The following is a 13,538-nucleotide window of genomic DNA, read 5'->3' on the forward strand; positions in this document are numbered from 1 at the left end:
GCTACTTTCCCGTGTCCGGTACCAGGGTAATTTCCACGCGACGGTTTCGCGCGCGTCCGTCGGGTGTGTCGTTGCTCGAGAGCGGGCGCGTCATGCCATAGCCTTGAATCGCAAACCGGGTCGCGGACATGCCGGATGCGTCGACCAGCCAGTCGCGCACAGCTTCGGCGCGCGCGGTCGAAAGCTTCAGGTTGCTGTCCGGATTGCCTACGTTGTCGGTGTAGCCGGCGACGAGGATGCGTTTGTCGGGATGTGCGTTGATCATGTCGAGCGCGCCGACCATCGCACGGTTCGACCCCGGCTTCAGCAGTGCCTTGCCACTGTCGAACAGCGACATGCTGTCGAGCGAGACGACCGCAGGCGGTGGCGGCGGCGGCTCGTAAGATGCGATCGCGTTGTTCAGCACCGGCATCAGCTGCGCGCCCCGATACATGCCGAACGACAAGCGCAGCGGAATACCGGTGCGCGCGTAGCGATCGAGTTGATCGCGATCGGCCACGAGCGCCTGCAGGGCGTCCCGCTTCGCGGCGTCGCGCTTTGCCGGGATCGTCGAATAGCGGCCGAGATCGGCGGCGATACGATCCAGCAGCGCTTCGTTGTTCCTGGCTGCACCCCAGAATGCGGCGGCAGCGGCGCAGGCGAGCAGGGCGAGTGCGTGGCCAACGGCGGCCTGACGGGGAGACATCCAGTATCGTCGCGGCATCGCTTCGATCAGCGACTGCGGGAGCGGCCACGGCGTCGGCGAGGCGGTGGCGGTGACACGCGCCACATGCGTCTGCATTTCGACATCGCGTTCCCACAGGTTTCGGGACGCACTCGCCGGTCCGCAGTCGATCCAGCCGGCGCCGAACAGCGCCCATGGCGCCGCCGGCTGTTGTCGGTCCGTCAGTGCGCCGAAAACCACGCGCTGCGCCCAGCCGACGATGGAGGCCAGCGCGGCGGCGCGCGCCGCCGCGACGCAATCGCCGGCCGCGCGCTGGACCTCGTTTTCCGCTGCGCGGACCACGGATTCGAAACGTTCGCCGACCGCCAGGCGGGCGGCCGACGACACGCCGTACCACACCGGCGTCGAGAGGTCGACGGGGCTGGTGGTGAGCCGCTGGTAGACCGCTACGTAGCCCGGCAGTCGCGTACCCAGCATGCGGGCGGCATCGGCGACGGCCTGCCGTACGGCGCGCAAGTTCTGGGTCAGTGTGTCGGTTTCCGCGTGCAGCGCAGGCGTGACCGACAGCACGACGCCGTCCGGGGCGCGCCCGTCACGCCACTGCCTGACCGCAACGGCCAGCCGCGGCAGATCCCGAGGGCGATCGACGCGCAGCCAGATGCCGCCGTCGCCGACGTGTACGTGCCTGGCTTCTCCCGTACGGTCGAACAGCGCGGGCAGTCCGTCGCCGGTCACCAGCACGAGCGGCATGCGCGTGCGCAGCTTCACCGGAATGTCACCCGTCGCTGCGCCCAGCGCGGTCAACACATGCGCGCTCTGGCTACGCGCGCGGACAAGCTTGCATGTACACCACACCATTAACGCGAGCGCGGCAAGCCCGGCGATGGCCGAAAGTGCCCAGGCGACGCCGGAACCGAGCGGAAGTACCAGCCAGATCACTGCGAGCACCAACACGGTTGCGAACGCGACCATGAGCCGCGACGGATACCCGAGGCCTTCGTGCCCGCGATCGGGCGGCCGCTTCGATTCCGTGGAGAGAACAGGCAGGTCGGATCTCACGGGCGAACGGCCTTTGCCGCTACGAGATGCGCGAGCTGCCCGTCGAGCGTGGCCGACCAGACGCCCCATACGATCGCGGCAGCGACACATGTAAGTCCGGCGATTGCCCATGGAGATAGCCGGTAGAACCAGTCGGACACGCGGCGTTCGGCGCGATCCGCGACGAATGGCCGATCCAGGGCAGGACGCAGCGTTTCCAGCCTGGCATTCAACGACTCGATCAGCGCAGTCCGCTTGGCTTCACCGTCACGGGCGTACCGGCCGACGAATCCCATCCCGAGGATGGCCGAGTAGCACTCGAGCAACGCGACGGGCGGCGCGGGCTCGCGCATGCGCATGTCCAGGCGGTCGAATACACGCTCACCGGCTTCGTGCAGATTGAACTGTTCCACCTGCAGCGGCTCGCGCTCCCATGCGGACCGGGATTCGCCGGGCAGGTGTCGCAGCGCCACCTCGTCGAGCAGCCCGCACTGTGCAATCAGTGCCTCGTTGCGCACGTCGTCCGGAAAGCCCCGCTGCTGCAGCGCGCTCGCGAATTGCTCGACAAGCTGCTTGCACCGGGCCCGCAACGCGACCGCGTCCTGAGTCTGTCCGCCCGAGGCGAGCGTCGTCACAAGCAATGCGGTGTCGCGTAGCAAATCGCGCATCCCGTCGCTGGGGAGGTTGCTGGCGCCCGTCACGTTCGGCATCAGGGCGGTGTCGCTTCGATTGGGAGTCAGGGCATTCATGAGCGCAACACGGCGTAAAGTTCGAGCGAGGCGTCCGGTACTGACGCTGGCAGATAGATCTGGCAGGCTCGCGCGGCGAGCATCTTCGCGTGCACGGCACTGGACGCGTCCAGCGCGAAATAGTGATTGTCCAGACGCACAGGGATCGCGCCCGGCACGCGCTGGACGGCTTTGAGCGGGACGCCTAGCAAAGCCGAATTGATGATGTGTTCGACGTCGTCGGGAGCGCCGATCTTGCAAAGCCGTGGAAACTGTTCGACCAGCTCGAACGCGGGCATCGGCGCGTTGACCGACAGATACCAGTCGGCGGCATCCGCGATGATCCGTTCGTCGAGGAACTGGCCGGTCCACGTGGTCGGCCCCTTGCGGGTGAGACCGATCGACACGACTCGCGACGGAATGATGGCGTCGAGCAGATTGCGGATCAGCGATTCCAGTTTCGCGAACACCTCGTCGGCTCGCACATGGTCGTACACCGGAATGTCGGTGAGCTGCGCTTCGGTCGAGAACGTCATCAGCGCGCTCACCAACTGGGCGAGTGTCGTGTACAGATGCTCCGGAGGGCGACCAGGATGCGTGGCGAACAGTCGCAATTGCGGCCATGCCGCGTGGATGCAATGAAGCAGCCAGAAGAGTTGCACGTCGGCCACGCCGTATTCCGCAACCTCGGCGATGCGCTCGCTACGACGCGTGCCGAGTGCGAGGGTCCTGGCGTGCAGGATGTCTGCCAGGCGAATGATTCGCTCGATGTGCAGCGGATGGCTGCCGAGCGTGAGGCACGGCGGCACGAACTGTTGATCGACCTGGAACTGGCCGCCAGATCCGCGTGTCAGTCGCGCGATCGCACAAACCGTGTCGTCGGCGTGCGACTCGAAGTCGAACACGAGTCGGACTGCATGCCGTTCGACTGCGATTTCGGTCTCGCCGGTCCCGTTCAGGTCCGCGACCTTGACGAATTCACGGTAAGCGCGCCGCGGGCGGGCGAGCGACGCCTCGTCGAAACGGCAGTTGCTGCCATTCGCGTCCGGCAACGCGAGCGCTGCGAACACTACGACGCTCTGCATGTCCGCTGGCACGCCTTGCGTCAGATCGCGCGCAGGCGGCAGCGTATCGGCGATGGTCGTATCGATCGGCGTGCCATCCGGAAAACACAGCCGCAGGCGGGCAAGTTTCAGGCGCCCTGTCGACAGCGCTTCTTCGTCGATCTCGACAGCAAGTGTTCCCCACGGCTGTGCGACAGCCGCGCAGGCGTACTGACGTAGCGCAAATTCAGCCCATCTATCCTGTTGCTGAAAATGCTGCTGGGTCAGGATGAGGCCCTCGTGCCATAGCGGCTTCGCGATTCGCATGGTCTCTCGTGTGATTTGTTTGTTCGTTATTCAGGTCAAGGGCGTAACCTATACACGACATCTTTTTGGATATGCAACCTATTTTTCGAATGCCCATATGATTTTGTTTACTAATGGAAATGTGTGAAATGTGAACAAATTTCACAATCTGTCGGGTGATTATTTTTGGGATATTTGATTTTGTAGGCGAATTTGAGAGGCGCCGAAAAGGATGACGTGCGATCAATGAGAAACGCACGGATCATCGTGTAACAAGGGAGTGCAGCAGAATTGCCGGTCGCTTTGGGTAACGTCATTCGGCTCGAATGTGATTTGTCTCGAAAATATTGGGCGCCTTTTGAATTTGTAAATTGTTTCAGAATGTTTGCAATTTTTTGCATTTGATCGTTGTGGTTTTTTGAGCGACGCGCTTTGACTCACTCGGAGTTTGCCGTGTATAAGTCCCATTCGATTTCGTCGCGCGAACGGAGACCATGCGATGAAATATCGACCGGGACACACTGCACATTGCATCCACGCGTGACATATCGAAGAGACCATCGTGCCGAACACGCCGTGCGCCCGCCCAATGCTTGACCATCACTAAATAAGGATTGCAAATGGATAGCTTCCAGAGAGAAATTCCGAAGAGCCGTGTCTCGATTACGCTGGATTTGCATACGGGCGGGGCCCAGAAGAAGGTCGAGCTACCGTTGAAGCTGCTTGTCGCGGGCGACTTCAGCGCGGGCCGCGAACAGCCGCCGCTGGCCGAGCGCAAGAAGGTCAATATCGACAAGAACAACTTCGATGCGGTCCTGGCCGACCATGCACCGGATCTCAAGATTGCCGCGGAGAACACCCTGGCCGGGGACGGCTCCGAACTGCCGGTGAATCTCTCGTTCCGCTCGATGAAGGATTTCGAGCCCGAGCAGGTTGCTCGCCAGATTCCCGAACTGCAAGCGATGCTGGCGATGCGCAATCTGTTGCGTGATCTCAAGTCGAATCTGCTCGACAACGGCATGTTCCGCCGCGAGTTCGAGAAGATCCTGAAGGACAAGCGCCTGTCCGACAAGCTGCGCGGCGAACTGGGGCAGATCGCCACGGCCACCCTGCAACAGGAAGGCCATGCGTGAGCGCGGCCGGCCCAAGACGGCCGTCACCGCATCCCGCAACCACGCAGCCATACCAAACGTGACTGAGAGAAACATGAACCAGAATGAATCGCGCCAGGGCGCCACGGAAACCATCGCGCTCGAAAACGACAGTGTCTATGCCGCGCTGTGCAACAAGATCAACCTGAAGCCGGTCGCCGAGGCGCGGCCGCTGGAAGCGTTCCGCGACAACGATGCACTGTCGGAGGCATCGGCCGACGAACGGGTCGCACGCGGCATGGACGCGCTGCTCAACCTGATCGCGAAGGAAAGCAAGCCGGTTGGGCGACTCGCAACGCTCGCCGCTCGTCGCGCTGATGAACGCTATCGTCTACCAGGCGGGCGCCGGCGCGAGTGCGCAGTCGCTTTCCGAGAGCCTGATCAACAAGGCGCAGCAACTGGTCGGCGTCGACGAAAAGGATCCGTCGAAGCAGGTTCAGTCCCAGCTTGCGCCGCTTGCCTCAGCCTTCGGCCCGATCCTGCGCCTGACGGGCGGCGATCTGGCGTCCGGTGCACCGGTCAACGACAAGGCCGCCACTCAACTGGCCGCGACTGGCGACCTCAGTCTCGCACGCTACCTCGAGCGGGTCACGGCGATGCGTCTGAAGGCATCGCAGATCGTCTCCGGTGCCGATCCGGACGCGATCGCACGGCTGGCCGCTCAGTCGGTCCTGCAGGGCAAGACGTCCGATATCTCGGATAGCCGCGACTACGCGAGCCGTGTAGCCGCGAGCCTGGGCGAACAGTGGGCGGGCTTCGGTGCGCTGTTTCGGGCACCGTTCGATCAGGCGTGGCAGGTCGTCGTGCAGCCGGCCGCGTCGAGCTTGAACGAAATCTGGCGGACGGCGATTCTGGCCGACTGGAACAAGTCGTTCGGCGGCCGATATCCGTTCTCGGACGCCGACAACGACGCGTCGCTGCCCGAGATGGCGCGCTTCATGCGGCCCGACAATGGCGTGATCGCGCAGTTCGTTGCAACGCAGCTTGCCGGCGTGATCGAGCGGCAGGGCGATCGGTGGGTCGTCGCGCAAGGTGCCGACCAGGGGGCGCTCACGATCGATCCGGTCTTCCTGAGCAGCCTGAACAAGCTCACGCGGATCTCGATCGTGCTGTTCCCGTCCGGAGACGCGCGCGTGCGGTACGAACTGCAGGCAGTACCGACGCCGGGCGTCACCGGCATGAAGTTCGTGCTGTCCGGGCGCGAACTGCGCTACTTCAACCAGAAGCAGGAGTGGGTGCCGTTCGAGTGGCCGGGCCAGTCGCTCGAGAACCTGTCGCATATCGAATGGCAGACCGAGCAGGGCGGATTGCGCACGGCGCTCGACTCGCAGGGGCGCTTCGGCCTGATCCGGCTGCTGGAGCGTGCGAAGGTCGCACAGCAGGACAACGCGCGTTACGTGCTGACCTGGATGCCGGACACGAGCCAGGGCATTCCGCTGAAGGTGCAATTGCGCAGCGAGGCGGGCGCCGGGCCGCTCGACGTACTCCAGTTGCGCAACTTTGCGCTGCCGGCGCGGATTTTCGTGACCGGGGCGGCGAGTACCGGGCCGAAGGTGTCGACAACCAGTCCGCCGCCGTTGCCGGCTGCGGCAATCGCCGCGGCAAAGCATGCTGCCGTACCGTTGCCGCCGGGACTTCCGGGTGCGATTTCGTTGCGGGACGAACCGATGCCGGCGACGTTGGCACCGGCGCCTCGTCGAACTTCCGCGACGGAATCGGCTCGAGCGGACCCGCACCCGCACCCGGCTTCGTCCGGCATGGCGACGCCGAGGGCCAATCCGGGGATGACGGTGTCGTCGCTGGCGACGACTTCGATGTCAGCCGACGCTTCCTCCAAACCGTTCGGACATGCCCTCCAGTTGTTGGGCGACGCATTTGCGTTTTGAGACCTGCCATGACCCTAGCCAATTTCGTAAAGACACTCGTCGGCGGTCCACGCATCGATTCGCTGCACGAAGCGCGCCGGAATACCTGGGCGGCATGGCTTGCCCCGATACCGGGGGAACACGCGCATGGCCGCGATCCCGGTTACGAGGATGCATTCTTCGAACTGAAGGACGAAGCGACCAAGCTGTCCGGAATCGACGACGGACTGATTACTCGCGCATGCGAACAGTTGCTCAAGGAAACCGGAAAGGATCTGCGTCTGGTCGGTTATTACGCGTTTGCGCGGCTGCGTCAGGATGGTCCCGCCGGGTTCGCCGACGGACTCGAGCTGGCCGCTTCGCTAGTCGATCGGTTCGGCGAGACCTTGCTGCCTGCGCGGGCCGAGGCAAAGCGGGCGGCGCTGGAAATGCTGTCGACCGCGCGAATGATCGAAACGCTGGACAGCCGCGGAGACTTCGCGCCCGCGGATCTCGAGCGCGCGATTGCGGCGCTCGACGTGCTCGTCACTCGTACAGGTACATGGTCCGACGCCGCCCGTCCGAACCTGCATCCGCTTGTTGCCCGCTTCGGGAACAAGGATGAACCGGTTCGCAACGTGAGCCCGGACATGGCGATGCCGCAGACGCCCGCCTCAGCAAGCGTTTCGAGCGGATCGATCGCATCGGCGCGCGACCTGCTCGATCATGCCCGCGCGATGTCGGCATGGCTGCGCGATCAGGAAAACGGCTATTTGCCGTCGGTGCGTATCGCGCGCAGCGTTCGGTGGGACACCTTGCACGACGTGCCGCCGTCGGATACCGCGTCGCACACGCGTCTGGCACCGCCACGCGCCGAGTTGCGCCAGCAACTGAAGCGGCTCGTGCTGCAGAAGCAGTGGCACGAACTGCTCGAGCGTGTCGAAGGGGCGTTCATGGAGGGCGTGAATCACCTGTGGTTCGACCTGCAGTACTTCCAGCACATCGCGCTCGATCACGTCGGCGCGCCGTACCACACGTGGAGCGAAGTGCTGCGCGCGGACTTTGCGTTGTTTCTCGAGCGATTGCCGGGTATCGAACGGCTTTCGTTCAGCGACGGCACGCCATTCTCCGACGACACGACGCTCGAGTGGATCGCCCGGCACGCCGTCGTGCGCGACCTCGAAGCGGGTGAGACCGTTGCGCCGCTGCCGGTGTCCGCGGATAGCGACGGCGATGCGGGCGACTGGCCGGAGATCGAGGCGCAGGCTCGCGAGCTGGTCGCGCGCGATGGTGTCGAGGCCGCGTTCGCATGGCTCGATGCGCTGCCCGGCATGAAGACCGAGCGTCACCGCTTCCTGCAGCGGCTGGTGATGGCGCGCCTGGCCGATCATGCGGGGCGACCCGATACGGCCCTCGCGTTGCTGGTCGAACTCGACACGTCGTCGCGCTCGCTGCCGGTGATGCGCTGGGAGCCTGCGCTGGCGTTCGAGGTCAAGCAGCAACTCGTGCGCGCGTTGAAAGCGACGAGCAACCGCAAGGATGCCGACAAATCGACGCTCGCGCGCCGCATCGGCGAACTGCAGGCGGAACTTACCGTGCTCGACCCGGCTCGAGCGCTGACTCTTTCGTAACGAGAATCCATGGCAAACGACGATCCCATCCTGCGCTACTACGAAGCGGAAATGCGCTACTTGCGCGAGTCCGGCAAGGAATTCGCGAAGGCGCATCCTGATCGCGCGCGGCTGCTCAACCTCGACCGTGTCGGCGATCGCGATCCGTACGTCGAGCGGCTGTTCGAGGGTTTCGCATTCCTGACCGGGCGCCTTCGGCAGAAGCTCGACGACGAGTTGCCGGAGCTGACGGAAGGGCTGGTCAGCCTGCTATGGCCGCACTACTTGCGCATGATCCCCTCGTTGTCGATCGTCGAACTCATCCCGCTGTCGGAAAAGCTTCAGAAGACCGAAGTCGTGCCGGCAGGCGTATCGATACGCTCCGCGCCGATCGCCGTACCGCCGCCCGCTGGCGCGGAAGGTTTGTCGCCGAAGACCGTGCAATGCATTTACAGGACCACGCAAGCGGTCACGCTGCAACCGGTCACGGTGACGCATGCCGGGCCGACCGTGCGTCACGACGGCCGCTCGGTGATCCGGCTCGGCTTCTCGCTCGGCGGGTCGGCACGCCGGATGGAAACGGATCTGTCCCGGTTGCGCCTGTACCTGAATGCGGATCTGCCGACAGCGTTCGCGATGCACCTTGCGCTCACACGCCAGATCGACACGATCCACTTGCGCATTCCGGAGATCCGCGACGGCGAGGCGATGCCGCTCGCCGGCGTCACGATCGAACCGGCCGGCTTCTCGGCCGAGGAACGACTGTGGCCGAAGGCCGATGCGGCTTTCTCCGGCTATCAGTTGCCGCTCGAATACTTCACGTTCCGCGAGAAATTCCTGTTTGTGGATCTTTGCGGACTGGACGTCACGAAGCTGCCCGAACGTACCACTCGGTTCGAGCTGGAGATCGTGCTGACGCAGACCTATCCGTCGGACCAGCGCTTCAGCGCAGAAAACGTGCGGCTATTCTGCTCGCCCGTGATCAACCTGTTCGAGCTGGATGCCGAGCCGATCGAGATCGACCATCACGAAACCGAATATCGCGTGGTGCCGGCGGGGCATCAAGGCGAGCATGTCGAAACGTATTCCGTCGACGCGATCGAGGCATTCGACCACGAAACGGCCGAGCGATATGAATATGTGCCGTTCGCGACGTTCCGCCATCGCGGCGGTATGCTGCGCCACGAGGCGCCGGAGCGGTATTTCCATTCGCGCATGCGCTCGGGAGTGGCGGGGTTGCACGAAACCTGGGTGGTGCTCGGTGGTCATGCATGGGAAACCATGGAGGCGCTACCCGAGGAAAGCGTGTCGTTGCGGGTGACGGGCACGAACGGGTTGCTGCCGCGCAAGGGGCTGCGGGAAGCCAGTCTCGACGAACTCGCGACCAGTTCACAGAACGTCACCGGGGTGCGCAATCTCGTCTCGCCGACGCTACCGCTGTATCCGCCGACGGAAGACCGGTTCCAGTGGCGTGTGCTGTCGCACCTGGCGCCGAACTTCTTGTCGATGATGAACGCGGAAGTGCTGCGCGGGGCGCTCGCGCTCTACGACTGGACGGACGACGAACTGAACCGTCGACGGCTCGCGGGCATCTTGTGGGTGTCACAGGCACTGATCGAGGAGGTGTCGCGTGGCTCGGTCGAGCGGGGCGTGCTGATCGAGGTCACACTCGACAGCCATGCGTTCGCCGGGGACGGTGACGTGATGCTGTTCGGCGAACTGCTGCATCGGTTCTTCGCGCTCTACGCGGACATCAACCTGTTCACGAAGCTCGCGATCGTCAGCCTGCCGTCGCAGGCCCGGATCGAATGGCCACGCAGCAAGGCCGAGCGGGCGCCGCTATGAAACTGCACGACTTCCCGAACCTGGATCCGCTGGTCGCCTCGCTCCTGGAGCGCGCACCGCGAATGAACTTCATGCAGCTTTGCCGGTTGCTCGAAGTGCGTTTTCCCGATCAGCCCGGGTTCGGTACACGGGACGCGCTCGAGCATGAACCGGTTCGCTTCCGGCCGCGACCGCGAATGGGTTTTCCGGCGAGTGAGGTCGCGTCGGTCGAGTTCGATGACGGATCGGACGCATTCGGGCCTGGTTCACCGCCGACCGTGCGCACGACTTTCATGGGGCTGTACGGTGTCGATGCGGCGATGCCGTCGCACATGATCGACGAGATCGTACTGCGCGAGGAAGGGCACGAGGCGGTCGAGGCGTTTCTCGACCAGTTCAATCACCGGTATGTCACGTTGCTGTATCGCGCGTGGCGGAAGTATCGCTATCCCGAGCACTTCAGGCCTGGCGGCATCGATGCGCATTCGCGCAACCTATTGTGTCTGGCCGGGTTCGGCTGGGGCGACAAGCCGAAGCGCGCCGGCCTGCCCGATTCGCGGATGCTGGCACTGCTGGGGCTCCTGATTCAGCGCACTCGCACGCCGGAGGGGCTGGCGGGCGTCGTTGCGCTGGCCATCCCGCGAGTCGAGGTTCGGGTCGACGAATTCTGGCCGGTCGTGACGTCGACGGGGCGGCCGCGGCCGCTTACCGGTGCCGGACGTGCTGCCGGGAAATCGGGAACCAGTCAACGTAGCGGGTTGGGCGGAGGTTACGTATTGGGAAAGCGGATGTCGTATCGAAGCCGGGCGGTACGGGTGACGTTGCGGCCGGCCGATGCTCGGCAGGCGCAGGACCTATTGCCGGGTGCAGGGCTGCATCGCGACCTGATGGCCTTTGTGCAGTTATATGTCGGTGTCAAGGCGGACGTACATCTGCGTATGGAGGTGTCGTCGCGATACACGCCGGAACCGGCGATCGGTCAGGGAATCACCGGGCCGGCGCCCCGGCTCGGCTGGACTACCGTGCTGCCCGCCGACGAGGAACGGATCGTCAATATCGCGCTCGGCGTCTACGAGGCTTTTCCCCGCGACGGCTCCGAATCCATACCTTACCGCATCGCATGCTTGACCAGGAACGACGCATGATCTTCAGATTTTCCGCTTCAGCCGTTGCATCCGTTTTGATGCTATCGGCTTGCGATTTGTGTCTGGCCGACAACGCTTGACCCCAATACGCTCATGACCTGCACCATGCATTGCTGAGGAGCATCAATGTCCATTCGTTTCGCTGTTTCAACTGTCTTGTCGGTTCTGCTGCTGTCTGCGTGCGGTGCCTGGCAGTCCGTCTCGGACGCCTCGTCGAGCGCGTATCACGCGGTGTTCGTCAAGCAGGTCAAGGTGCTCAACGTCGATCTGTCCGCTCGGGAGGCATTGAACCCCGATGACGCCGGCCGCGCGACATCGGTCGCGGTGCGCGTGTATCAGTTGAAGGACCGCAAGACGTTCGATGGTGCTTCCTACGAGGATCTGCTGAAGAATGACCGGACGGTGCTTGCACAGGACCTGCAGGCTGACCTTGCCGCGGTGTTGAATCCGGGGGCGGCCGCGAGTCTTTCGCAGCCGATGCAGGCCGATACGAAATACGTGGCGGTCGTGGCGTTCTATCGCAACCCGGGCAACGGCGACGGGTGGAAGTACGTGATCGAAAAGAAGAGGCTCGATGCGGACAAGCCGTTGAAACTCGAGCTTGTCGATCAGCTTCTGTTGGCCAGCGGCGCTATTCGCAACACATCGAGGTAGTGCCTGACTGGCCGGGCGTCATGACGATCCTTGAAATGCAAAGGACATTACCTGAACCGACCCGCGCATTCGATGAACTGAATCGCGAGAGCCGACGAACCCGTGCCCGGGAAGGCATTGCATCGAGTGTTTGAGGACGGCGTCATGCGCGTGCTCAATCCCCCTGACGCCCCCGCACCTTGCTCAGCACCGCATACGCCACCGACCCGATCACGATCCCCCAGAACGCCGACCCGAGCCCGAGCCACGTCATCCCCGACGCGGTCGCGAGGAACGTGATCACCGATGCTTCGCGATGGTGCTCGTCCTCGAAGATGCCGTGCACGTTCGCGCTGATCGCGCCGATCAGTGCGAGCCCCGCGAGAATCGCGACGAACGCCTTCGGCAGCGCGAAGAACACCGTGACGATCGTGCCCGCGAAGAGCCCGCCGATCAGATAGATCACGCCGTTCGCGATGCCCGCGATATAACGCCGGTCCGGATCCTCATGCGCGTCCTTGCCGGTACACAGCGCCGCGGTGATCGCCGCGACGACGATCGTGATTCCGCCGAAGCACGCGACCACCAGCGACATCACGCTGGTCGCGGTGATGATCGGCCGCGCCGGCGTGTGATAACCGGACACGCGCAAAATCGTCATCCCCGGCAGGAACTGGCCTGTGAGGCTGACGACGAGCGGCAGCGCCAGGCTGAGCGTCGTGCCGAGCGTCCATTCGGGGGCGATGAAGATCGGCCGCGCGAGGCTCGGCGACACGTTGCCGAGATGCGTCATCCCGAGCAGCGTCGCGAGCGCGGCGCCCGTCAGCAGCACGAGCACGATGCCGTAGCGCGGCAGCAGGCGCTTGAAGATCACGTACGCCGCGATCATCCCGAAACCGAGCACCGGCTGCGCGGTCGCGGCGGAGAACGCATGCATGCCGAACGGCAGCAGGATGCCGGCCATCATTCCACAGGCGATGCCGCGCGGAATATGGCGCACGAGCCGGTCGAAATAGCCGGAGACGCCGATCGCCAGGATGATCAGCGCGGCCGTGATGTACGCGCCGACGGCCTGGTTGAGCGTCAGTTGCGGGAACAGGCCGACGAGCAGCGCGGTGCCGGGCGCCGACCACGCGGTGACGACGGGCACCTTCAGCTTCCAACTGGCGAACAGGCCCGACATGCCCGCGCCGATCGAGATCGCCCAGACCCACGACGACACCATTTCATTGGACGCGTGCGCGGCCTGCGCAGCCTGGAAGAAGATCGCGAGCGGGCCCGCGTAGGAAATCAGGACCGCGAGAAAACCTGCGGTGATCGCGGAAACGGACCAGTCGTTGCCGATCGTGCGGATCGCGCCGGGCGGGGTGTTCGGTTGCATCGTCGTCGGGGAATGCGGCGCGCGGCCGTGCGGCGGAGCCGGGGCGAATGATTGTTGGAAGCCTCGGATGAGCCGCCATTCTGGGCATGGCCGGCGCAATTGGCAATTCGCCGGCGACGATCGGTGTTGTCGGCTTTTCGTAAGGATGGGTGCCGAAACGCGGAGCGCGAC

Annotated in this window: 9 protein-coding genes and 2 pseudogenes; 7 read left to right on the plus strand and 4 right to left on the minus strand. The window is 64.2% G+C overall.

Features of this window, described 5'->3' with window-relative positions; all coding sequences use genetic code 11:
• Nucleotide 1: 1 nt before the first annotated feature.
• From HWX03_RS20920 to tssK, 3 genes are read right to left on the minus strand one after another with little or no spacing between them, the layout of a single operon-like run.
• Entirely contained in the window at nucleotides 2–1,723 is a 1,722-nt protein-coding gene (locus HWX03_RS20920; RefSeq protein WP_244132709.1) for an OmpA family protein, read from the minus strand.
• Entirely contained in the window at nucleotides 1,720–2,451 is a 732-nt protein-coding gene (locus tag HWX03_RS20925; RefSeq protein ID WP_175872528.1) for a DotU family type IV/VI secretion system protein, read from the minus strand. Before HWX03_RS20925 ends, HWX03_RS20920 begins: the two co-directional genes overlap by 4 nt.
• Complete coding sequence (gene tssK, locus HWX03_RS20930) at nucleotides 2,448–3,800, minus strand: type VI secretion system baseplate subunit TssK (protein WP_175872529.1); 1,353 nt, start codon at nucleotides 3,798–3,800, stop codon at nucleotides 2,448–2,450. Before tssK ends, HWX03_RS20925 begins: the two co-directional genes overlap by 4 nt.
• 599 nt (nucleotides 3,801–4,399) lie before the next feature.
• Here tssK and tssB point away from each other — a divergent pair.
• From tssB to tssJ, 7 genes and pseudogenes are all read left to right on the plus strand, one after another.
• Nucleotides 4,400–4,912 carry a type VI secretion system contractile sheath small subunit gene (gene tssB, locus HWX03_RS20935; protein ID WP_175872530.1) on the plus strand — a complete coding sequence of 171 codons (513 nt, stop codon included), beginning with the start codon at nucleotides 4,400–4,402 and terminating at the stop codon, nucleotides 4,910–4,912.
• A gap of 73 nt (nucleotides 4,913–4,985) precedes the next feature.
• Nucleotides 4,986–5,213 (plus strand): annotated as a pseudogene (locus tag HWX03_RS36980) (type VI secretion system contractile sheath large subunit); the annotation flags it as partial.
• A complete protein-coding gene (locus HWX03_RS20940; protein ID WP_244132710.1) occupies nucleotides 5,212–6,816 on the plus strand; it encodes a type VI secretion IcmF C-terminal domain-containing protein in 1,605 nt (534 codons plus the stop codon). The pseudogene HWX03_RS36980 and the gene HWX03_RS20940, both read left to right, overlap by 2 nt.
• 8 nt (nucleotides 6,817–6,824) lie before the next feature.
• Nucleotides 6,825–8,405 carry a type VI secretion system protein TssA gene (tssA, locus tag HWX03_RS20945; protein ID WP_175872531.1) on the plus strand — a complete coding sequence of 527 codons (1,581 nt, stop codon included), beginning with the start codon at nucleotides 6,825–6,827 and terminating at the stop codon, nucleotides 8,403–8,405.
• A 9-nt stretch (nucleotides 8,406–8,414) separates the two neighbouring features.
• Nucleotides 8,415–10,229, plus strand: coding sequence for a type VI secretion system baseplate subunit TssF (gene tssF / locus HWX03_RS20950; protein ID WP_175872532.1), 1,815 nt, complete (start codon nucleotides 8,415–8,417; stop codon nucleotides 10,227–10,229).
• Nucleotides 10,226–11,336 (plus strand): annotated as a pseudogene (gene tssG / locus HWX03_RS20955) (type VI secretion system baseplate subunit TssG). The gene tssF and the pseudogene tssG overlap by 4 nt, the downstream one beginning before the upstream one ends.
• A gap of 143 nt (nucleotides 11,337–11,479) precedes the next feature.
• Nucleotides 11,480–12,007, plus strand: a complete 528-nt coding sequence (gene tssJ, locus HWX03_RS20960; protein WP_175872533.1) for a type VI secretion system lipoprotein TssJ — start codon at nucleotides 11,480–11,482, stop codon at nucleotides 12,005–12,007.
• Between the two features lie 154 nt (nucleotides 12,008–12,161).
• On the opposite strand, the gene HWX03_RS20965 is transcribed toward tssJ, so the two are convergent.
• A complete protein-coding gene (locus tag HWX03_RS20965) occupies nucleotides 12,162–13,367 on the minus strand; it encodes a benzoate/H(+) symporter BenE family transporter (RefSeq protein ID WP_175872534.1) in 1,206 nt (401 codons plus the stop codon).
• Nucleotides 13,368–13,538 lie beyond the last annotated feature (171 nt).

This window comes from Burkholderia sp. BCC0397 (assembly GCF_902832865.1).
GTDB lineage: Bacteria > Pseudomonadota > Gammaproteobacteria > Burkholderiales > Burkholderiaceae > Burkholderia.

Bases quoted from the DNA above. Each gene is read 5' to 3' on its own strand.
- HWX03_RS20925 (WP_175872528.1), bottom strand. From the start codon at position 2,451: ATGAATGCCCTGACTCCCAATCGAAGCGACACCGCCCTGATGCCGAAC.
- tssK (WP_175872529.1), bottom strand. From the start codon at position 3,800: ATGCGAATCGCGAAGCCGCTATGGCACGAGGGCCTCATCCTGACCCAG.
- tssB (WP_175872530.1), top strand. From the start codon at position 4,400: ATGGATAGCTTCCAGAGAGAAATTCCGAAGAGCCGTGTCTCGATTACG.
- tssA (WP_175872531.1), top strand. From the start codon at position 6,825: ATGACCCTAGCCAATTTCGTAAAGACACTCGTCGGCGGTCCACGCATC.
- tssF (WP_175872532.1), top strand. From the start codon at position 8,415: ATGGCAAACGACGATCCCATCCTGCGCTACTACGAAGCGGAAATGCGC.
- tssJ (WP_175872533.1), top strand. From the start codon at position 11,480: ATGTCCATTCGTTTCGCTGTTTCAACTGTCTTGTCGGTTCTGCTGCTG.
- HWX03_RS20965 (WP_175872534.1), bottom strand. From the start codon at position 13,367: ATGCAACCGAACACCCCGCCCGGCGCGATCCGCACGATCGGCAACGAC.